The organism is Ralstonia sp. OTU4908, from assembly GCF_038440115.1.
In the GTDB taxonomy this organism is placed as follows: Bacteria; Pseudomonadota; Gammaproteobacteria; order Burkholderiales; family Burkholderiaceae; genus Ralstonia; species Ralstonia pickettii.
On the sequence record NZ_JASATD010000006.1, the window covers coordinates 55,085 to 76,506 of the forward strand.

Genomic DNA, 21,422 nt, shown 5'->3' on the forward strand with positions numbered 1-21,422 from the left:
CTTTCTTTTGCTTACTTTTCTTTGGCAAGACAAAGAAAAGTGAGTCGTGCCCGGCAGGGTACGAAACAGGGGATGCACCACAAAAAAGACCGGAGCCAACAACCCAAAAACCTCCTACCCCCCATTCAACCGGTCATCACTCCGCGAAGTCGTCGTAACACGCCCATCCGCCCCAAAGTGCACATTGAAGAAAGCCCGCTCGGTAGCGCTTTCCATCCACCGATAGCCCCAAACCTCTTCCTGCTTCAGCTTGAACACCTCGACCTTCCCCGGCTTGCCCAGCATCCGGCGGATGTCGTCCTTGGTCTGCCCCGCCCGCACGCGCCCAAAATTGTCGGCCGTCAACACCTGCTCGATCTTCTGCACGTGCCCGTCGGGCCCGATCGTCACCATCCACGTTGAAGTCCCTTCGGGTCCGCGCGGATACTCAAGCTGCCGCGTGCCGCCCTCGCTCTCCCAGATCATCTCGGGCTGGCCGGCGGTGGCCCTGACATCATCTTCGGTGGATTGCCCCACCACGATGCCCTTGAACAGCAGGTTGTCCGGCTTGGCCGACTGCCATGCACGCTTGGCAGCGTCGCCCACACGATCCACGGCCTGGTCGACCTTTTGCTGATCGCAGCCGAACAGCCCCAGCAATGAAGCCAGAACGCCCATGGTGACTCCTACTTGTGCGAGTTGACGAAGATGCGGCATGGAACTCCTCGTGCGAAACATGGACCCGCCGCCATTCTGGCAGCCGGGCCAACCGTTTACCAACGCTTGTTGAACAGGACCGACGCGCCATTGATCGTACCGCCGCGTGCCACCACCGACCAACGCCGCGAAAACTGCCACGTCAGTTTGACGATGGAATCGGCCGTCGACAGGCTCTGCTCGTAGCCAACGGTGATGCGCTCCGAGATTGCCTTGCCGAGGCTTACCACCTGCGGATCGGTCAGGCCTGCGGCGGACGGCCCGATCGAGAACTCGTCGAGCCCGAAGCGCCGTGCCACGTTCTTGCCCGCCACGTTGCCCAGCAGGCCGAGCGCCGCGCCTGACATCGCCTGCTGCTGACCCAGGCCGGCGTTCGATGCGCTATAGCCGAACATCAGCCACGAGAGCTTGTCTTCATCGGGCACGTTGGGTTCGGAGACAAGCGTGACGCGCGGCTGCCGCACCGTGCCGGTCACCTGCACGCCGGCTTCCACTTCCTGGTTACGGCGCATGGCGGTGATGTTGAACGACGGGTTGTTGATTGGCCCCACGAAGTTCAGCACGCCCCGTTCGATGGCCAGCTTGCGACCGAACGCCTCGTACGTGCTGCCCTCGCGCACGTAGATCGTACCGGTGCCGCGCAGGGGCACGAGCGGCTCGCTGTGCACGTGCATCTGGCCACCAAGTGACAGGTCTGCTCCGGCACCCTTGAAGCGGAAGTTGTCGCCAAAATCGACATCGACATCGACCACCGGGCTGAAGCGGCCAGCCGGCTTTTCTTCGCGTTTGACACCGCGTTCGGCCTGGTTGCGGGCGGCATCGGTGCGGCGGACGATGACCACGTCGTCGCCCAACGAAGGCGCGCCGTCCTTCGGCAGATCGAACAGGCCGCGGTCGACCTTGAACTTGCCGGTGATGGCCACGCGGTCATTGTCGTTTGCAATGCGCGCCTGGCCCGACAGCACCAGCGTGCGGTCCGGATCGGCAAAGAGCTGCAGCTTGTCGGCGACGATGGAGCCCGCGAGGTTCGGGTTCGCCTCGCCCAACTGCACGCGGCCCTGCGCACGCACGGTGCCGTCGCCGCCGTGGAACACCACCTCTTGCAGGTCGACCACGTTTTGGTCGAGCGCCACGCGCACGACCCCCTTGGTCAGGCGGATGCCCTGATCGTAAAGCGCCACGTCGATGTCCTGGCCGGTCAGGAAGCCGCTCACCTTGGGCGCACCCACCGTACCCGCAAATGTCAGGCTGGCCGCAAGCTGCCCGTCCGTTGCGACGTCCGGCCCCAGCAGGTCGCCGATGCTCTTGAGGTGCGGCAGGCTGATCGTCAAGCCGCCGGAGAGCGGCGACGTGGGTGCCATGAGCGCCAGGGAGCCCGGTCCCGGATCACGCACGAGCCCGACACCCGCATCAAGATAAAGATTGCCGACGCGCGTCGACTGCACATTCCCGCGCAGCCCGAGGCGCATGCCCTCGCCACGCGCTTCCACGGTCGCTTCGGTCAACCCCAATGCCGTGAAACCGCGGCCGGCATTGATGGACAGATCGCCGCTGCGGCGGGCGATGCGCGCCGTGCCGGTGGCCGTGCTGCCGAGATCCAGATCCCATTGCCCGTCGACGACGAGATCCGTGCGTACCGGCGGAGCCTGGCCCGTCCAGGCGCGCACAAGCTCCAGCACCCGCGCAATCTGCAAACCGTCGAAACGGCCGGCGCTGCGCACGTGGCCCTGGGCGGATTCGACACGCTCGATGTGGATGGGCGTCTGGTCCAGCGTCAGGTCCGCACGGCCCATCATCAGGCGACCGGGTGCCATCGCGAGCCTCACCGGAGCCGTAAGTTGCAGGTTGGGCGCACCCTGCGCCGACAGCGTGGAGATCGTGCCGTCCCACCCATCGCCGTCCTTGCCGGGCGTCAACGCCCCGTCGCCTGCCAGTGCAAACTTGAACGGCTGGTTGCGCACGTTGCCGTCGGCATCGGCGCGGAAGCGGTGGGCGCGGCGCGTGCCGTCCACCGTTGCATGCACTTCCCGCAACGACAGGCTCGGGCCCGTCACGCGCTGCGCGGTCAGCTCGACCAGCAATGGCCCATCGATCCCATCGCGGATCTGCGCCCGGCCGTTGGCGGTGTCGATCTTGTTTCCCTGATAGGCAAGCTGATTGGCGCGGAACGTGGCATCCACTTGCGGGCGCTTGATCGTGCCGGAGACATCCCCGGACAAGGTGACTGCCCCGCTCACGCCAAGCTGCAAGCGTGCGAGCTGCGGCGCATCGATGTCGACATGCATGCGATCGGCGGCAGCGCCGAAACTGCCGCGCAGGCTGGCCTTGTTGCCGGCCACGTCGAGCCTGGCGTCGCTGGGCAGCAGGCGTTCACCGCGCAGGTGGACGTTGCCGTCGCCGGTCATCGGCAAGCCTGCGTATTCGCTATCGCGCACGGAAAATTTGACGGCGGCGTCGATCGGCTCACCCAGCCTGCCGCGCGCATCGAACTCGGCGTTGATGCGGCCCTTGGCCACCTTGGCCAGCCGCGACGGATCGAACTCCGCCAGGTTGCCCTTGAAGGCGAACGACTGCGCGTCGTCATGCCTGAGCGTGCCCGCCAGCGTCAGCCGCGAGCGCCCCAGCGACACCTGGGCGCTCTCCACTGCAACCTGCGCCGCATCCAGCACGGCTTTCGCTTGCGCACGCATGTCCCCGCCCGCCAGATCAAGCGCCACGCGTTGCGTGCCACCCGCAAACTCCACGGTGATGGGGCCAGCAAGTTTCGTCTTCTCCAGCGATGCGTGAAGCGCCTGCAGATCGAGCTGGCGCACATCCACGCGAAGTGCGCCATGCCCCTTCTGCACATCGGCGCCACCCGTGAGCGCCGCGCCGCCCAGCAGACGCACATCCAGCCCGGTGAGCTGCTGATCGTTTTCGTTCAGCCGCACCTGCGCACGCAGCGATTGCAGCGGCAGCTTCTGCTTGTCGAGCGCGCCGGGCTGCGCGTTGTCGATCTGGATGGGGCCCGCCACCGTCAGCGTCTTGGCCTGCTCGTCGGGGCGCAGGTCCGCGTGGATCGACAACGACGCTTCGGGCGCGCTTGGCGCAAACGCACGCGGATTCACGTGTTCCGCCGACACCACGGCACGCGACAGCGGCAGCGCCCCGAACGGCGTGGCATCGATCAGTGCCTGCGCGGTCAGCTTGGCACCGGTGCCGGTAGCGTCGATATGCAGCGCTTCCAGCGAGCCCGACAACTGCGCCGACACCGAGGCGTCCTGCTTCTGGCCGTTGACCTCAAACTGCGTCGCGAGTGTTGCCGCACCGGTGAGCGGATATGGCCGCGTGCCGGTCATGCGCAGCGTGGCGGCCAGCTTGCCGGCGGGCGATTCCATGCCGTCGAGCAGCACATTGTGGTGCGTGCCGTCGCTGTGCAGGCTGCCGGCAATCGATTTCAACTCGCTGGTCGACGTGCCCTGCCGGATGGCGAGGCGGTCAACGGCGAGGCGGTCCACATCCAGCCCCAGCGGCAGCGCCAGCGAATCGGGCGGACCGCTCGGCGGGGTGGGCGGCGTCGGATGCAGGATCACCTCGACATTGCCCGCACGGAGATACGCGAAATGCGCATGCCACGGCCCGCGCGTGATGGCCCAGCGGCCTTCCACATGGTCGATGCGCACTTCCGTGCTGCCCGCACGCACGTGCAGATCCCGCAGCGAGAGCCCCTCGCGCACCGTACCGCCCTCCAGCTTGCCCGACACATAGGCGTTGCCGAAGCGCGTGGCGAGGGCCCACAACTGCGCCGTGCCGGATTGCGAATGGATGGCCCAGACCAGCCAGCCGGCGAGCCCCAGCACGATCGTCAGGACCAGGGCAGCAAAGGCACCGGACCAGCGCAGCGCGCGGCGGCCCCAGCCGCGCTTCGGACGCTCCGGACGTGGTGTAGCGGGTTGGTTCGATTCAGGCGTTTGCGGATCGGTCATCGTCATGATCAGAACGCGATGCCCAGCGACACGCTCGGCCGGAACTGCTTCTGCTGAATGCCGTAGGCCATGTCGAGCTGGATCGGCCCCACCGGGCTCTTCCAGCGCACGCCGACACCCACCCCATTGAACCAGCGGCGCTCCGACCAGTTGTCGGTGGCCGTGCCGGTATCCCAGAACACGGCGGCACCCCATTGCGGCAGGAACCAGCGTTGATATTCCAGCCCGCCGGTGACGAGGAACTTGGTCGGCAGCGTGCTGCCGTTGACGTCGTTACCGATGCTTTGGAAATCGTAGCCGCGCACCGACTGCGTGCCGCCCGTGCGGAAGCGCAGCGTGGCCGGTACCCCATCGCCGGCACCGGAGGTGATGACAGCGCCCAGCTCGCCGCGTGCGACGAAGATGTCTCGCTGCCCCACCGGCACGAACTGGCGGATGCGGCTGTACGACCGCACGAACGATTGGTCGGTCAGCACGCCTTTCACTGCCGCGCCGATCTGCGTGGTGATGATGTTGCCGCGGCGCGGAAACAGCGGGTCGTCCACATCGCGGCGCGTCCAGGCGAAACCCGGCACGAGCGCCTTGCTCAACTGGCGCTCGGCGCCTTCTGGCCGCAGGTCGTCATAGTAGAAATCAACGGTGAACGACGTCTCATAGATGCCGCGTACGCGCGTCTGCTTGAAGCCGGAGCGATAGCTGCGCGTCTCGGTGCCCGAGGTGTCGGTGCGGTCCATGCTGGTGTAGAGGCTGTTGACGTATTGCTTGTCGTCAGGCGGCACCGTCACGCCGGCAAACAGGTACTGGCGGCGTTGTTCGAGGCGGGCCTGCGTGTCGAGCACCCATGCCTTGCTGAACAGGTTCAGATATTGATAGCGCCCTTCCAGCGAGGCGCCCGTGTCCGTACCGTACCCCACACCGCTGGTGATGCGATTGGGCGGGTACTCACGCACGCGCACGCGCACCGGCGCGTTCACCGGGTTCTTCGGATCGTCGCCCAGGTCAACGATGGCGTTGGAGAAATACGGTTGCCCCTGGATGGCGGCCTGAAGTGACTGCAGTCGATCAGCCGAGTAATCCTCACCCACCCGCAACGGGTTCACGTGGTTGATGATGCTGAGGGGATAGCGCGACAAGCCCTGCACGTCCAGCGGCCCCAGCGTATATGCCGGACCGCTGTCATAGCCTACCGACAGGTCCGCCTTGCTTTCGTCCGGATCGACACGCGCCTGCGACGACGTCTGCTTGGCCGCGTAATAACGTTTGCTCTGCAGGGCGGCCAGACCGTCGTCCTTGGCTTTGTCCCAGCCTGCTTGGCGGAACGCCATCCCGTGCTGCAGGCTCCACGATTTTTTCAACTCGTCGATGCGCTTGGCGTCTTGCGTAACGGCGCCGCTGAAGTCGAGCGCCACATTGTCGATGGTGGTACGCGGGCCGGGCTCGACCTTCACGTTGACGATGCGGTGGTCCGGCGGGCCGTCCAGCTTCGCGGTCGCCTTCGGCACGAAATAGCCTTCGGCGGCCGTCAGCTTGGTGACCTGATCGCCAATGGTCTCGACCATGTACTGGAGCTGGTCGTCAGTGATGTCCTTTCGGTCTTTGTAGCGCGACAGGTCCAGATGGCGCTCAAGCAAGTCGCGAATGGACTTCGGCGCATCGATCTTGACGTCGTATTCAGCGTGCGCCCGGGCGCAGGCGAGGGACAGCACAAAGCCGGCCGCCAGCGCGGCGGCGGGCAAACCCAGAAGACGGAAGCGTGGTGGTCGGAACGGTCGCGATGGTCGATTGGAGCCGGTCATCGTGGCAAGCGTGGCGCCGCCCCACGGGCCGGCTGAGTCGAAGGAAAGGCGTATTTGACCATACCGCCCCCGGCGGGTGCCCAGGCAAATGCAACGAACGCGCCCTTCCGGATCGGCGGAAGGGGTTTCGCACGCGCCGTGCCCAAGGCCGTTACGACGGCCAATACGGTAAAATGCGCGGGTTTTCCGCCCGGTATCTTTCCGCGCGGGCAAGATCATCCAACATCACATACCGCCATGGCCCTGTACAAGTCCGAGATCACCCAGTTCCTGGAAGAACTCAAGACCCAGAAGCCCGACCTGGAAGCGCAACAGCGCCAAGGGCGCTCCCTGCTGTGGGACAAGGACCCGATCGACCTGGAAGAGCGTGCACGCGCCAAGGCAGCACGCGTAGCGCAAAAGCCGTACGTCTATTCGCTGGACTGATCGGCCGACCGGCCTTCAGCCCGCCAGGCGCCCGCCGCATGACCACTTCCGCGCAGGACAAGCTGCCACTGCCCGTCGAGCTGCCCAGCGTGGCGCCCGATCAGGATTCCACGCCCGCGCAGGTCGATGGCCTCGCCTTTGCACGGCTCTACGGCGAGCCGCTGTTCAAGCTTCCGCAGGATCTCTACATCCCGCCCGATGCGCTCGAGGTCTTCCTGGAAGCGTTCGAAGGGCCGCTGGATTTGCTGCTGTACCTGATCCGCCGCCAGAACTTCAATGTGCTGGACATTCCGCTGGCGCAGGTCACACGGCAGTATCTGGCGTACATCGAGCAGATTCGCGCGACCAACCTGGAGTTGGCCGCTGAGTACCTGCTGATGGCCGCCATGCTCATCGAGATCAAGTCGCGCATGCTGCTGCCGGTCAAGAAGACCGACGAAGGCGTGGAACCCGAAGACCCGCGCGCCGAGCTGGTGCGCCGCCTGCTCGAATACGAGCAGATGAAACTCGCCGCGCAAAAGCTGGACACCGTGCCGCAACTGGGCCGCGACTTCCTGCGCGCGCAGGTCTACATCGAGCAGAGCCTCGCGCCACGCTATCCCGACGTCAATTCCGACGACCTGCGTGCCGCGTGGGCCGACGTGCTGCGCCGGGCCAAGCTCACGCAGCACCACAAGATTTCGCGCGAAGAGCTGTCGGTGCGCGAGCACATGAGCCAGATCCTGCGCCGGCTGCAGCATGCACGGTTCATGGAGTTCACCGAGCTATTCGAAGACGCCATCCAGTCCGGCAAGGGCGCGCCCATCGTGGTCGTCAACTTTGTCGCCATGCTCGAGCTTTCACGCGAATCGCTGCTCGAAATCACGCAGGCCGAACCGTACGCGCCCATTTACGTGCGCCTCGCCTATTCTCCGACGTAATTCGTCCGACCCGAATCGGGCCGAATCACACAACAACTATGAAAGTCATCTCGTCGATCCAGGAACTGCGCGATCAGCTGCGCGGCCAGAACCGCGTCGCCTTCGTGCCGACCATGGGCAACCTGCATGAAGGCCACCTGAGCCTGATGCGCCTGGCGCGCCAGCACGGCGACCCGGTGGTGGCGTCCATTTTCGTGAACCGCCTGCAGTTCGGCCCGAACGAAGATTTCGACAAATACCCGCGCACGCTGCAGGACGACATCGAAAAACTGCAGAAGGAAGGCGTGTACGTGTTGTTTGCGCCCACCGAGCGCGACATGTACCCCGAGCCGCAGGAATATCGCGTCGAGCCGCCGCACGACCTTGGCGACACGCTCGAAGGCGAATTCCGCCCCGGCTTCTTCAAGGGCGTGTGCACGGTGGTGATGAAGCTGTTCTGCTGCGTGCAGCCGCGCGTGGCCGTGTTCGGCAAGAAGGACTACCAGCAGTTGATGATCGTGCGCCGCATGGCGCATCAGTTTGCGTTGCCGGTCGACATCGTCCCCGCCGAAACAGTCCGCGCGGATGATGGTCTGGCGCTGTCGTCGCGCAATGTCTACCTGACCAACGAAGAGCGCGCCGAAGCCCCTGAGCTGTACCGCACGCTGCATCAGGTGCGTCAGGACGTGCTGGAAACCGTGCTGCAGGGCCAGGCGTCGCACGAAGAGGTGACCACCAAGGCAATGGAATATCTGCGTGGCCGCGGCTGGCAACCCGACTACGTCGCCGTGCGCCGCCGCTCCGACCTGCGAGAACCGACGCCCGAGAACATCGCTGCCGGCGAACCCCTGGTCGTACTGACGGCTGCCAAACTTGGCAAGACGCGCCTGATCGATAACCTCGAAATCTGAGCGATGCGGCAGTCGCGTCCTACGACAAAGCCCGGCAATGCCGGGCTTTTTTCATGCCGCCGCCGACGTATCGGCAACACTGGCCTGCGGGGGCGATTCTCCGAGCCACTCGAGAATGCCGCTCCACTGCTCCACGTCTTTGGCCACGCGCGAGGGCGCCACGTCCCACAACGTCAGGCCATGTGCGGCCAGTTGTACGTAGTTCTGGGTATCGCGCAGATAGCCAAGGATGGGCACCTCCAGCCCCTGTACGAAACGTTGAAGCTGCTCAGCGGCGCGCGTGCGCATATCCACGCGCATGCCGACCACGCCGAGCTTGACCTCGCCATGGCGCACCGGCTTTTCATCGGCCAGTTTGCGCAGGAAGGTCTGCGTGGCCAGGATGTCGAACATGGAGGGCTGCAACGGCACGATTACGTAGCCGGACATCTTGACGAGATCCGCTAGCCGCCAGCCGTGGAGGCCCGCCGGCGTATCGAGCACCACGTGCGTCATACCCTTGGGCGGCTTGGCGATGTGGTCGGCGTTGATTTCCCAGGTGCGGATAGGCTTGGCGGTCTCGGGGCGCAGCGCCAGCCACTCGCGTGAGGACTGCTGGCGGTCGGTGTCGCCCAGCATCACGGCGTGATCCCGCGCGGCAAAGTAGCCGGCCAGATTGGTCGCCAGCGTGCTTTTGCCCACCCCGCCCTTCGGATTCGCTACAACGGCCACCGGCATGCCTGCCTCCTTGCGCTCGTCGAACCATGTGCCGAGTCGATCACTCGGCGGATCTGCCCATCCGCCAATTATGGCTCAGCCCGCACGTGGCAGCGTTCGGAAGAGCGCAGCGAGGTCCAGATGCGCTTCGCACGTGTCGGCCAGACGTTCGAGCGATGCTTCACGCAAGGCAGCATAGTCCTGCGCCCGCGCATCGCTCACACCGGCCCAGGCGAGCAACGCGCGGCACGCCTCGGGCGCGTCGAACAAGCCGTGCAGGTAAGTCGCCAGGATCTGCCCGTCGGCGGAGATCGCGCCATCTGCGCGGCCATCGTCCAGTTGAACGGCGGGGCGCGCAAGAGCCGCCCCCACGGTCACGCCCATGTGGATTTCATAGCCTTCGATGGCCGCACCGCTTTCGGCCAAGGTGCCGCGCACCTGACGCAACTGCTTGGCCGGCTCCAACGTGGTCTCGAAATCCAGATAGCCCAGACCCTGGACGCTGCCAGCTGCGCCCTCCAGCCCGTTCGGATCATGCAGGCGCCGCCCCAGCATCTGCATGCCGCCGCAGATGCCGATCAGCTTGCCTCCATAGCGCAGATGCCGCGCGATGGCCGCATCCCAGCCGTTGGCGCGCAGCCAGGCGAGATCGGCCTGCACGCTCTTGCTGCCGGGCAGGATGATGAGGTCGGCGGGCGGAATCGGCTGGCCAGGACCGACCAGGCGGACGTCCACCTGGGGGTGCGCGCGCAGCGCGTCGAAATCGGTGTGATTGGACACGCGCGGCAACACCGGAATGACGACGCGCAGCGCATCGGCCGAGGCTGCGCGCTGTGCCGTCTGCACCGCGTCTTCTGCGTCGAGGTGCAGGCCGTGCAGATACGGCAGCACGCCAAACACCGGCTTGCCCGTCTGCGCGGTCAGCCAGTCGAGCCCGGGCGTCAGCAATGAAATGTCGCCGCGAAACCGGTTGATGACGAAGCCCGCCACGCGCGCGCGCTCGCTTTCTGACAGGCAAGCGAGCGTGCCGAGCAGGTGCGCGAACACGCCGCCGCGATCGATGTCGGCGACGAGCACGACGGGGCAATCGACGGCTTCGGCAAAACCCATGTTGGCGATGTCGCGGTCGCGCAGGTTGACCTCCGCCGGGCTGCCGGCGCCCTCTACCAGCACAAGGTCGTAACGCGCACGCAGCCGTGTGTGCGATTCGAGCACGGCAGCCATGGCGGTGGGCTTGTAGTCGTGATACGCACGGGCGTCGAGGTCGCAGCGCGCCTGGCCGTGGATGATGATCTGGGCACCGGTGTCGCTGTTGGGCTTGAGCAGCACGGGGTTCATGTCGACCGTGGGCGCGACGCCCGCCGCCTGCGCCTGCAGGGCCTGGGCGCGGCCGATCTCGCCGCCATCTGCGGTGACGGCGCTGTTGAGCGCCATGTTCTGCGGCTTGAACGGCGCCACGCGCACACCGGCGCGATGCGCGACACGGCACAGGCCGGCGACCAGCGTGCTCTTGCCGGCATCGGACGTGGTGCCCTGGATCATCAGCGTGCCCCGAAGCGATGTGGGCGACACAGGAAATGGAGCTTTCGACATGCGCGGATTATCGCACCGGCGTTATCGTGCCTGGCTGCTCCGCCCCCGCTAAAATGCCGGAATGTCACGCCGCCTCACACTCGTTCTCGGGGGTGCCCGCTCAGGCAAGAGCCACCACGCCGAACAGCTCGCGCTGCAATGCGCGGGGGCCGTCACGTACGTTGCCACCGCCGGCGAGGGCGATGAAGAAATGCAATTGCGCGTGGCCCTGCATCGCGCACGCCGCCCGGCGAATTGGGGGCTGGTCGAAGAGCCCGTGCACCTGGCCGAAGCGCTCTACACGCACGCGCAGCACGGTGGCTGTGTGCTGGTCGATTGCATGACGCTGTGGCTCAACAATCTGCTCTTCTCAGAGCATCACGAATACCCCGAGACAGGCCTCGTCACGCCGCCCGAAGCCTGGACGGCCGAGATTGACGCGCTGCTCACCGCCCTGCCGCTGCTGCCCGGCGAGGTGATCCTCGTCAGCAACGAAATCGGCCTGGGCGTGGTGCCGATGGGCGCTGTCACGCGGTTCTACGTGGACGAACTGGGCCGGCTGAACCAACGCCTAGCCGCACTGGCCGACCACGTGCATCTGCTGGTGGCCGGCATTCCGATGGTGGTCAAGGGGCCGGCACTCGGCGCGGCACCGTGAGCTTATCGTCGGTGGGCGTGTTCGATCTCGGGTGGACGCTCGTGACGCTGGCCGCGCTTGCGGGCGTGCTGCTCGACCGGCTGTTCGGAGAGGTGCCGCGCTGGCATCCGTTGGTCGGCTTCGGGCGCCTCGCCAAAGCCATTGAGCGCTGGATGAATCGCGCACCGGCCGCGGTATCGTGGTCGCGCCTCGTAGGCGTCGTTGCATGGGCGATCGCCGTGTTGCCGCCCGTGCTGCTTGCAGGATGGCTCGTCGGCGGGGCGCGTGATGTGTCGCCCTGGCTGGTGGCAGCGCTTGATGCCGTTGCGCTCTATTTCGCCATTGGCGCGCGCAGCCTGCATGAACACATTGCCCCGATCGCGCTTGCCCTGCGCGATGCGGATGTTCCGCGCGCACGCGCCCTAGCATCGCGCATCGTCTCGCGTGACCTCACGCAAGCCACGGATGAGCCCATCGCACGCGCCGCCGTGGAATCTGCACTAGAGAATGGCAGCGATGCCATCTTCGCCCCGCTGTTTTGGCTCGTCGTGGCGGGCGCGCCGGGCGTGGTGCTGTATCGGTTGGCCAACACGCTCGATGCAATGTGGGGCTACCGCAATGCGCGCTTTACCGGCTTCGGCTGGGCGGCCGCGCGCATCGACGACGTGCTCAACTGGATTCCCGCCCGCCTCACGGCAATCAGCTATGCGCTGCTTGGCCACACCGCCGATGCGCTGAACTGCTGGCGCACGCAAGCGCCGCAATGGTCTAGCCCCAACGCCGGCCCGGTGATGGCCGCAGGCGCCGGCAGCCTGCGCGTTCAGCTCGGGGGCGCAGCACGCTACGAAGGCGTGGAAGAAGCGCGCCCGTCGCTCGGCACGGGCGAGACAGCAACAGCAGCAGATATCGCACGCGCGTTGACGCTCGTGACGCGCACGTTGTGGTTGTGGCTCGGCGCACTTGGCTTGATTGCAACGCTGGCGTGGGGCCTGTCGTGAGCGGCATCGTCCACGGCGGCAATCTCGCGGCCGCACGCGCGCTGTATGGGGAGCCTGCCGGCGGCTGGCTGGACCTCTCCACGGGCATCAATCCGCATGGCTACCCCATCCCGCCGATTCCACCCGATGCGTGGTTGCGCCTGCCCGAAGACGACGGCCTCGAAGCGCTAGCCGCCGCGCACTACGGCGTGACCGACGCGCGCGCAGTGCTGGCGGTTGCAGGTTCGCAGGCGGCGATCCGCACGCTGCCGACCCTGCTGCCGCGCGGGCGTGCCGGCATCGCGCAGATCGGCTACAGCGAATACGCGCCCGCCTTTGCACGCGCCGGCCACGACGTTGTGCCGCTGCCCGAAGGGGCCTTTCTCGGCGATCTGCCGAACGACGTACGCCACCTGGTTGTCGTCAACCCGAACAACCCCACGGCACGCTTGCTGCCTTCAGCAACGCTGGGCGATTGGCACACGCGCCTACAGGCGCGCGGCGGCACGTTGATCGTGGACGAGGCGTTTATCGAAGCGCTCGACGATGGCCCCACTTTGGCACCCCTTGCCGGCACGCCGGGGCTCGTGGTGTTGCGCTCGATCGGAAAGTTCTACGGGCTGGCGGGCGCCCGCATCGGCTTCGCGCTTGCAGCACCGGAACGGCTGGCCGCACTGCGCGACGCGTTGGGGCACTGGACCGTCAACGGCCCGGCGCGTGCCGTCGTGCGTGCGGCGCTGGCCGATACCGCCTGGCAAGCTGCCACCCGGGCGCAACTGCAGCTTGCGGGCAGGCGGCTTTCGACGTTGCTTGATCGCCACGGGTTGCCGAATGCCGCAACACCGCTGTTTGCCTGGGCACCCGGCGCATATGCGCAGGCGCTGCACGCATGCCTGGCGCGCCTCGGCATCTGGACGCGCCTGTTCGATGCACCCGTCAACGGCTTGCGCTTCGGCCTGCCCCCGGACGAGACTGGCTGGCAACGCCTTGCCGATGCGCTAGCATCGCTGTCGCACTCCGCTTGAACTGCCCCCCCGATGCCCGATCGTCTCTCTCGCCTCACCCGTCGCCTGTATGTGTGCGGCCTGTCTGCCATTGCGGTCACGATCGCTGCCGCACCGGCATGTGCTGCCATTTCCGTCACAGACGATAGCGGCGCCACCGTGACGCTGCAGCGCCCCGCCCAACGCATCGTCAGCCTCGCTCCACATGCGACCGAGCTGCTGTTCGCGGCAGGCGGCGGTGGCCGCATCGTCGGCACCGTGGCTTACAGCGACTACCCGCCAGCCGCACGCGACATTCCCCACGTGGGGGATAACCGCTCGCTCGATCTGGAGCGCATCGCTGCCCTCAAGCCTGATCTGGTTGTGGTCTGGCGCCACGGCAACGCGCAAAAGCAGATCGACCGCCTGCGTGCGCTCGGCATTCCGCTGTTCTTCTCTGAGCCGCATCGCATGCGCGATATTCCGCGCTCGATCGAGGCGCTCGGCACACTGCTCGACACGCGCGCGAGCGCGCACGACGCCGCGCAGCAATTCCGCCAACGCGCCGATACGCTGCGCCAACGCTACGCGAGCCGGCCGCCGGTTTCGGTGTTCTATCAGGTATGGGAACAGCCGCTGATGACGCTCAACGGCCAGCACATTTTCTCTGACGTGCTGGCGCTGTGCGGCGGCCGGAATGTGTTTGCCGGCGAGCCCTTGCTGGTGCCGACCGTTTCGCCCGAGGCCGTGATCGCAGCCAACCCCGAAGTGCTGCTCACCGCGAGCATGGGCGCCACGCAAGGCAGCCGTCCGATCGACACGCTTGACGCTTGGAAACGCTGGCCGCAATTGCTGGCGGTGCAACGTGGCAATCTCTTCAGCATCAACGGTGACCTGATCAACCGCTTCGGCCCGCGCCTGGTGGAAGCCGCAACGCTGTTGTGCGAAGACCTGGAACAAGCCCGAGCGCGGCGCCTCGGCTCGCAAGCCACCAACGGGCAGGGGCGCTAAACAACGCGCGGGTCAACGGTTCCAGAACAGCAGCACCGGCAACGTGTCGGGCAGCACGCGAAAGCCGCAGGCTGCGCCCCAATGCAACGGCCATTGCAGCGTCTCGGCCAGGGGCCGTTGCAACCAGTGCGCCGCGAGCGCTCGCATACAGCCGGCATGCGTGACGGCCCACACGCACGAGCCCGGCATCGCAGTCGTTGCCTCGGCCCACCTCGTGACGCGCGCCAACAATTCTGCCGCCGACTCCCCGCCATGCGGATTGCCGCGCACGAGATCGCGCGCCCACTGGTCGATTTCCGCACGGGGGATGTCATCCCACTGGCAACCTTCCCAGGCGCCAAAGTCGAGTTCCATCAATTGCGCATCCAGTTCGACCGTGGGAAGCCGCGCCGCCCGCGCCATCGCTTCGGCGGTGAGGCGGCTGCGTCGCAATGGGCTTGCCAGCAGACGATGCGGCGTGTGCGCGGCAAGCTTTTCGACGATGGCCGCCGGCTCCGGGTCCATCGGCGAGGCCAGCTCCAGATCGGTGCGGCCATAGCAGAGACCTGCCGTCATGGCGGGCCGCGCGTGGCGGATCAGGATGACATCCATGCCAGCACTCCCCACAGAATCAGCAGCTCGAACATCTGCTGCGCCATGCCCAGACAATCGCCGGTGATGCCGCCGACGCGGCGCACGAAATAGCGGCCCAGCAGCCAGCGCGCGACGATCAAGCCGAGCACGATGAGCGCCGCGCACATCGGCCCGAACCACAGTAGAGGCACGACACCGAACGCGCCAGCCCATAACGCGTCGCTCCATCGCATCCGTTGCGCCACCGGCTTGGCCTTGCCTTCCGCCCGCACGTAGTCATGCGTGAGCAGGTAGCTGACGGCGGCGGCGCGGCTGGCAGCGTGCGCCGCCACCATTGCCGCGAGGATGCCAATGCCGTGCGGCGCCATCGCGCTCAGCAATTGCCACTTCAGCAGCAGCGCCATGCACACGGCAATCGCCCCAAACGCGCCGATGCGCGAGTCGTGCATGATGCGCAACCGGTCTTCAGGCGTGTAGCCGCCGCCAAAGCCGTCGGCGCAATCGGCCAGACCGTCTTCGTGAAACGCGCCGGTCAGCAACAGCGTCGCCACCATCGACACGGCCACCGCCACACCTGGCGCGGTCACCGTGTGTGACACGAGCCAGTACACCACGGCTGCCACGGCGCCCACCAGCCACCCGATCAGCGGAAAGTAGCGCGCCGCGCGATTCAACCCCGCTTGCGAGAACCCGACCGACGCCGGCACGGGGATGCGGGTGAAATACCCGACCGCCGTCCACAGCGTGTGCCAATGTTCGCGCCAGGCATTCATGGCGATGCGCGCTCGCTCACGCCTGCGCTGGCGAAGGTCGCCATCTCGCGCAGGAACGCCACTGCCGACACGACCACGGGATACGCCAGCACCGCACCGCTGCCCTCGCCCAGCCGCAACGACAGCGACAGCAATGGCCGCGCATCGAGCACCTCCAGCAACGCGCGATGCCCGCGTTCGTCCGAGACATGACCGAACACGCAATAGCGCAGCACGTCGGGCGCCACACGGGCCGCCACCAGCACGGCGGCCGTGGCGATAAACCCGTCGACGAGGATGACCATGCGCCGCTGCGCCGCTTCAAGCACCGCCCCCACCATCGCGGCAACCTCGAAGCCGCCGAAGCAGGCAAGCACGTCCAGCGGCTCACGTACATCAGCATGCCTGGCCATTGCGGCTTCCAGCACGGCCCGCTTGTGGGCGAGGCCGTCATCGTCTAGCCCCGTGCCGCGGCCAACGCATTGCGCGACGGGAAGGTCGCACAACCGCGCCATCAGGCACGCGGCAGACGCCGTGTTGGCGATACCCATTTCACCCAGCGCGATCACGTTGGTCCCGAGCGCCGCGTGGTGTGCCACGCGCTGCGCACCGAGTGCCATGGCGCGATCGCGCTCGTCGGCGGTCATGGCCGTTTGCTGAACACCCTCAGCGGCAAAGTTCCGCGTTCCGGGGGCAACGGGTGCATCGACCAGACCCGGCGTATCGGCCGTCCACAACGGCGCGGCAACGCCGGCATTCACCACCTCCAGCGCAAACCCATGCTGACGGCAGAACACGTTGACGGCCGCGCCGCCTGCGATGAAGTTGAGCACCATCTGCGCAGTCACCGCTTGGGGGTACGCGCTCACGCCGGCGTGGGCGATGCCGTGGTCTGCGGCAAAGACCACCATTGCGGGACGCGTGAGCTGCGGCGTGTCGGTGTTCTGGATGAGGCCGATCTGCACCGCCAGCGATTCGAGCCGGCCCAGTGCGCCGAGCGGCTTGGTCTTGCTGTCCACGGCGGCCTGCAGGCGCGCGCGCAACGCATCGTCAAATGGTGGAATGTGCACGGCTTGATTCATCACAGTTCGACTCCCGGCTGCGCCTGGATGCCTTGGGAAAACGCATGCTTGACGAGCGTCATGTCAGTCACGGTGTCGGCTGCCTCAATCAACTCGGGCGGCGCACCGCGTCCGGTGATCACCACATGCTGGGCCGGCGGCCGCGCGCGCAAATCGGCCAGCACAGTCCGCACGTCAAGGTAGTTGTACTTGAGCGCAATGTTCAGTTCATCCAGCAGCACCAGGCCGATGGTCGGATCGCTCAGCAGCTCGCGTGCGCAGGCCCATGCAGCTTGCGCCTTTTCAGTGTCGCGCGTGCGGTCCTGCGTCTCCCAGGTGTAGCCCTCGCCCATCACGTGGAAGCTGCATTGTTCGGGAAAACGGCGCAGGAAGCGCTCTTCGCCCGTTGGGATCGCGCCCTTGATGAACTGCACCACGCCGACCTGCATGTCGTGGCCCATGGCGCGGATCACCATGCCAAACCCGGAGCTGGATTTGCCCTTGCCGTTCCCGGTGTTGACGAGCAGCACGCCGCGCACGTCGGTGGCGGCGGCGATCTTGGCATCCACTACGGCCTTCTTGCGCTGCATGCGCGAGCGGTGGCGCTCGTTCAGCGCGTCATTGTTCTCTTCAGTCGTCATCGGAGTCATCAGGAATCAAGGCCGTATGGCGGCCGTTGGCCACCTCGGCAATAGGCGTGCGCAGCACACGTGCGCAATGCTCGGGGGTCAGCACCTCGGCTGCGATCCCGGCGGTCGTGTGACCGGCGCCGTCCATCAGCAGCGCATGCGTCGCGAAGCGGCGCGCGAGGTTCAAGTCGTGCACGGTCAGCACGACCAGCCAGCCCTGTTTGCGGCAGCCTTCGCGCAGCAGGCGGAGCACGGCAACCTGCTGATGCAAATCGAGGTGAGCGACGGGCTCGTCGAGCAGCAGCACGCGCGCCTCCTGCGCCACCACGGCAGCCATCGCCACGCGCTGACGCTCACCGCCAGAAAGCGTGCGCACATCGCGTTGTACCAGCGACTGCAGCTGCAGCGCTGACACCGCTGCATCCACAGCGCGCGCATCGGCATCTCCCTCCCATTCCCAGCGCGCGAGATGCGGGTGGCGGCCGGTCATCACCGCGTCGTACACGGTGATGGGAAAGGTGTCGTGCAAGGTCTGCGGCAGAAACGCGCGACGGCGGGCCATCGCCAGCGGTGGCCAATCGGCAAGCGGCACACCGTCAAGCGCGACGCTGCCGCCGTCCGGCGAACGCAAGCCCGCCAGTACCGAAAGCCAGGTCGACTTGCCAGCGCCATTCGGGCCGACCACGCACCAGAGCTGGCCGGCGGTGGCGGTCATCGATAAGCGCTCAACCAGCACACGCCCATCGACCGCCACTCGCAGATCGTGCAGCACCAGTTCGGGCGCCGCGTCCAATTGCGCGAATGCATCCGGGGCAGGACTTGGGCAGCGCCGCCAGCTCATCGCGCGCTCCGCATCAGTAGATAAAGAAACGTCGGCACGCCCAGCAGCGTGGTGATCACGCCCACAGGCAGCTGCGTCGGGGCGATCAGCGTGCGGGCGATCAGGTCGGCCAGCATCAGCAGCCCGCCGCCGGCCATCGCCGTAGCCGGCAAGTGGATGCGCACGTCGCGCGTCCACGCCAGGCGCACCATGTGCGGCACCAGCAAGCCAACAAAGGCGACGGAACCCGCAATGGTGACCGCCACCGCCGTGCAAAGCGAGGCCACCACGTAGATCAGCGCACGCACACGCGCCACGGGCACGCCCAGCGCACGGGCACGGGTTTCGCCGGTCAGCAGCACGTTCAGGTCACGCGCATGCGGCAGCACTACAGCCACGGCGGCCACAAGCGCCATCAACGGACCAACATAACGATCGGCGCCACTCAGGTCGCCGACCATCCAGAAAATCATGCCGCGCAGCTTATTCTCCGGCGCAACCGTCAGGATGAGCGTGATCAGGCCGACCCAGCCGGAGGCCATCACCACGCCGCCAAGCAGCAGGCGCGCGTTGGCCTCGCCGGGCTCACCACGCCAGAGGTGCTGACGCGCCAACGCCGCCACCAGCGCCATCGACAGCAAGGCGCCCGCGCCGGCACTCGTCTGCACCGCCCACCACGGCAGCGAAAACAACATTGCTGTGAGCGCCGCCACCGCGCCGCCTCCGGACACGCCCAGCACATACGGATCGGCCAGCGGATTGCGCAGCAGCATCTGCATCAGCGCTCCGGCAAAAGCCAGCAGCCCGCCGGCGGCAAACGCAGCGCCCGCACGCGGCAGGCGCAACTCGGTGACGATGCCTGCGGCCAGGCTATTGCCACCGCTATTGCCAAAAAAGAGGGCCCGCCACACTTCAGCAGGCGACAGTCTGACACTGCCGAGCATCAACGACGCCACCAGCACCACCGCGCACGCAAGCGCCAACAGCGACCACAGTCGCCAGGCAAAACCGCGTGCGGGCAGTGCAGGTATTGTCATCGCTTCGGTTCGTGCTGTTGCCACGACAGCGTGAAGAACACCCCACGCGACGCCGTGTTGTACGGGTAGATCAACTGGTAGTTCTTGTTCGTCACGTTCTCGACCCGTGCCGACACTGCCCAGTCAGGCGTGATCTGGTAGCGGCCGACCAGGTTCAGCAGGCCATAGCCGCCGAGCGTCTTGGTCGAATCCTGACGATCTCCCGCCGCATTCCACTCCACACCCGCCGAGAACGGCCCGACCGTCTTGTATGCCGAGACGCTGCCGAAGTGCCGCGCACGGCGCGACAGCAACTGGTTGGCCGACAAGTCCTGCGGGTTCTGCATGGTAAAGCTGGCACGCAGATCCACGCCATAGATCGAACCGCGGTAGGAGGTCTCCAGCCCGTTCACGCGCGCGCGGTTGACGTTGGCCGCCGTGAAGGTGCCCGCCACCGGATCGAACACGCTGGTGATCAGGTTGCTGTAGTCGGTCTCGAACGCTGTCACGCGCACCAGGCCCATCGCGCTGCTGTATTCGACGCCGCCTTCCACTGAGCGCGCCTTCTCAGGCTGTACATTCGGGTTGCCGAAGAACGGGTAGTACAGCTCGTTGAAGCTGGGCGCGCGGAAAGCATTGCTCACGCTCGCCACCGCCTTCCATTGCGGATTGAATGCGAAGCCGTAACCGGCGTAGTAGCTGTTCGCGCCACCAAAGTCCGAGTAGCGGTCCCGACGCAGGTTCAACTGCAGCTGGTGAGGGCCGAACTTGCCTTCGTAACCGATGTAGCCGGAATCGACATTGCGCGTGGGCACGTTGTAGGCATCGCTGTCGATGCTGGTCTGCAGATGCTCCAGTCCCACCTTGAGCAGCTGATTCGGCATGAAAGCCCAGTCGTTCTGCCAGCTCGCTGTTTGGTTGCGGGTATTGAAGCGCGCCGGCACCTGCAACACGCCATTCGTGAAATTCAAGCTGCGGTCGTCGCCTTGCGACAGCGTTACGCGCGTCTTCCAGTCCTGCGTGACCTTGCCGTCCACATAGGCAGACATCGAGCGCACCACGTTGTGTGCAACATTGTTGTCGGTGGGCTTGCCGAAAGCGTTGTCGTAGCTGACGTCGCCCCAGGTCTGGAAGTACGTCAGGCCCGCTTGCCAATCTGCGGAGAAACGATGCGACAACTGCGCCGACACGCTCTTGTTCGTGTAAGGATTGTCGTTCGGGTTGGCCTTGGGCGCCTGCAGCGGGTTGATGGTCGAAAACCCGTTGGTCTTGAATTCGGACACCGACACCGCAAACGACGTATCACCGTTCTCGCCCACCGACCCGCTGATGCCAGCCTGCGCACGCTTGGTATTGCGGGCGCCGTATTCGATCTCGGCATTGGCGAGCGGGCCATGGCCGCGACCGTTGCGCGTGAAGATCTGCACCACGCCGCCAATCGCGTCGGAGCCGTACAGCGCAGACACGTTGCCACGCACCACCTCGATGTGATCGATCTGATCGGACATCAATTGCGCGATCTGCGCACCACCCGAGGTGCCGGACGCCACGCGGACACCGTCAATCAGAACCAGCGTCTGATTGGAGCCGGCGCCGCGCATGAACAGGCTGGCGTTGGTGCCAGGGCCGCCGTTCTGCGCGATTTCGATGCCGGCCTCGCGGCGCAGCAGCGTCACCGCATCCAGTGCCTGCGAGCGCTCGATGTCAGCGCGGCTGATGACCGTCGTGTGCGGCAGCGCATCCGACAGAGGCTGCTCGCTGCGCGAGGCCGTCACCACCGTCGGATTCAGCTCGCCGACGGGCGTGCTGGCGACCTGTGTGTTGCTTTGTGCCCCGGCCGGCGCAACTGCACCCGCCATGACCCCCGTGAGTGCGCCCGCAAGCGCGCGCATGGCCGTCCGGGGCATCCGGAGTGGCCGCTTTGTAGTCAAGCTCATGTTGAAAAGACAAGAAGCGTCAGCCGGACCCGTTCCCCCGCGGGTCGCTGGCAGCAGGATCTCGA

Annotated in this window: 19 protein-coding genes; 7 read left to right on the forward strand and 12 right to left on the reverse strand. The window is 66.2% G+C overall.

The genetic code is table 11. From position 1 onward, the window contains the following. Window positions 1–114: 114 nt before the first annotated feature. The 3 genes from AAHM38_RS07455 to AAHM38_RS07465 all read right to left on the reverse strand — a co-directional run bounded on the left by AAHM38_RS07455 (window position 115) and on the right by AAHM38_RS07465 (window position 6,457). The gene (locus AAHM38_RS07455) at window positions 115–657 is read right to left on the reverse strand and encodes a hypothetical protein (RefSeq protein ID WP_012762567.1); all 543 of its coding nucleotides are present in this window, start codon (window positions 655–657) and stop codon (window positions 115–117) included. 95 nt (window positions 658–752) lie between these two features. Beyond that, on the reverse strand, window positions 753–4,661 hold the full coding sequence (locus tag AAHM38_RS07460) for a translocation/assembly module TamB domain-containing protein (protein ID WP_442591166.1): 3,909 nt from the start codon (window positions 4,659–4,661) through the stop codon (window positions 753–755). 8 nt (window positions 4,662–4,669) lie between these two features. Beyond that, window positions 4,670–6,457, reverse strand: coding sequence for an autotransporter assembly complex protein TamA (locus AAHM38_RS07465; RefSeq protein ID WP_116575431.1), 1,788 nt, complete (start codon window positions 6,455–6,457; stop codon window positions 4,670–4,672). A gap of 237 nt (window positions 6,458–6,694) precedes the next feature. On the opposite strand from AAHM38_RS07465, the gene AAHM38_RS07470 reads away from it, so the two are divergent. The 3 genes from AAHM38_RS07470 to panC are packed head-to-tail and all read left to right on the forward strand — an operon-like array spanning window position 6,695 to window position 8,693. Next, on the forward strand, window positions 6,695–6,883 hold the full coding sequence (locus tag AAHM38_RS07470; protein WP_012762570.1) for a DUF3460 family protein: 189 nt from the start codon (window positions 6,695–6,697) through the stop codon (window positions 6,881–6,883). A gap of 38 nt (window positions 6,884–6,921) precedes the next feature. Then, window positions 6,922–7,803 (forward strand): segregation and condensation protein A, encoded by an 882-nt coding sequence (locus AAHM38_RS07475; RefSeq protein ID WP_116575432.1) that lies wholly within the window; start codon window positions 6,922–6,924, stop codon window positions 7,801–7,803. Between the two features lie 38 nt (window positions 7,804–7,841). Further along, complete coding sequence (panC, locus tag AAHM38_RS07480; protein ID WP_116575433.1) at window positions 7,842–8,693, forward strand: pantoate--beta-alanine ligase; 852 nt, start codon at window positions 7,842–7,844, stop codon at window positions 8,691–8,693. A gap of 51 nt (window positions 8,694–8,744) precedes the next feature. On the opposite strand, the gene AAHM38_RS07485 is transcribed toward panC, so the two are convergent. Beyond that, entirely contained in the window at window positions 8,745–9,410 is a 666-nt protein-coding gene (locus AAHM38_RS07485) for a ParA family protein (protein WP_116575434.1), read from the reverse strand. 75 nt (window positions 9,411–9,485) lie between these two features. Next, window positions 9,486–10,982, reverse strand: a complete 1,497-nt coding sequence (locus AAHM38_RS07490; RefSeq protein ID WP_116575435.1) for a cobyric acid synthase — start codon at window positions 10,980–10,982, stop codon at window positions 9,486–9,488. 61 nt (window positions 10,983–11,043) lie between these two features. On the opposite strand from AAHM38_RS07490, the gene cobU reads away from it, so the two are divergent. The 4 genes from cobU to AAHM38_RS07510 are packed head-to-tail and all read left to right on the forward strand — an operon-like array spanning window position 11,044 to window position 14,569. After that, window positions 11,044–11,619, forward strand: a complete 576-nt coding sequence (gene cobU / locus AAHM38_RS07495; RefSeq protein WP_116575436.1) for a bifunctional adenosylcobinamide kinase/adenosylcobinamide-phosphate guanylyltransferase — start codon at window positions 11,044–11,046, stop codon at window positions 11,617–11,619. After that, a complete protein-coding gene (cbiB, locus tag AAHM38_RS07500) occupies window positions 11,616–12,596 on the forward strand; it encodes an adenosylcobinamide-phosphate synthase CbiB (RefSeq protein WP_116575437.1) in 981 nt (326 codons plus the stop codon). The genes cobU and cbiB overlap by 4 nt, the downstream gene beginning before the upstream one ends. Next, window positions 12,593–13,600 carry a threonine-phosphate decarboxylase CobD gene (gene cobD / locus AAHM38_RS07505; protein ID WP_116575515.1) on the forward strand — a complete coding sequence of 336 codons (1,008 nt, stop codon included), beginning with the start codon at window positions 12,593–12,595 and terminating at the stop codon, window positions 13,598–13,600. The genes cbiB and cobD overlap by 4 nt, the downstream gene beginning before the upstream one ends. Before the next feature lie 12 nt (window positions 13,601–13,612). Continuing rightward, window positions 13,613–14,569, forward strand: coding sequence for a cobalamin-binding protein (locus AAHM38_RS07510; protein WP_116575438.1), 957 nt, complete (start codon window positions 13,613–13,615; stop codon window positions 14,567–14,569). A gap of 12 nt (window positions 14,570–14,581) precedes the next feature. Here the strand turns inward: AAHM38_RS07510 and cobC are convergent, their stop codons facing one another. The 7 genes from cobC to AAHM38_RS07545 are packed head-to-tail and all read right to left on the reverse strand — an operon-like array spanning window position 14,582 to window position 21,327. Then, on the reverse strand, window positions 14,582–15,160 hold the full coding sequence (gene cobC, locus AAHM38_RS07515) for an alpha-ribazole phosphatase (RefSeq protein ID WP_116575439.1): 579 nt from the start codon (window positions 15,158–15,160) through the stop codon (window positions 14,582–14,584). Continuing rightward, window positions 15,145–15,915 (reverse strand): adenosylcobinamide-GDP ribazoletransferase, encoded by a 771-nt coding sequence (locus AAHM38_RS07520; protein ID WP_116575440.1) that lies wholly within the window; start codon window positions 15,913–15,915, stop codon window positions 15,145–15,147. Before AAHM38_RS07520 ends, cobC begins: the two co-directional genes overlap by 16 nt. Next, window positions 15,912–16,976, reverse strand: coding sequence for a nicotinate-nucleotide--dimethylbenzimidazole phosphoribosyltransferase (gene cobT, locus AAHM38_RS07525; RefSeq protein WP_116575441.1), 1,065 nt, complete (start codon window positions 16,974–16,976; stop codon window positions 15,912–15,914). Before cobT ends, AAHM38_RS07520 begins: the two co-directional genes overlap by 4 nt. Beyond that, entirely contained in the window at window positions 16,976–17,596 is a 621-nt protein-coding gene (gene cobO, locus AAHM38_RS07530; RefSeq protein WP_065859976.1) for a cob(I)yrinic acid a,c-diamide adenosyltransferase, read from the reverse strand. Before cobO ends, cobT begins: the two co-directional genes overlap by 1 nt. Beyond that, window positions 17,586–18,425, reverse strand: a complete 840-nt coding sequence (locus AAHM38_RS07535; protein ID WP_116575442.1) for an ABC transporter ATP-binding protein — start codon at window positions 18,423–18,425, stop codon at window positions 17,586–17,588. Before AAHM38_RS07535 ends, cobO begins: the two co-directional genes overlap by 11 nt. Continuing rightward, window positions 18,422–19,441 (reverse strand): FecCD family ABC transporter permease, encoded by a 1,020-nt coding sequence (locus tag AAHM38_RS07540; protein ID WP_116575443.1) that lies wholly within the window; start codon window positions 19,439–19,441, stop codon window positions 18,422–18,424. The genes AAHM38_RS07535 and AAHM38_RS07540 overlap by 4 nt, the downstream gene beginning before the upstream one ends. Then, window positions 19,438–21,327, reverse strand: coding sequence for a TonB-dependent receptor domain-containing protein (locus AAHM38_RS07545; protein WP_165835779.1), 1,890 nt, complete (start codon window positions 21,325–21,327; stop codon window positions 19,438–19,440). Before AAHM38_RS07545 ends, AAHM38_RS07540 begins: the two co-directional genes overlap by 4 nt. Between the last annotated feature and the right edge of the window lie 95 nt (window positions 21,328–21,422).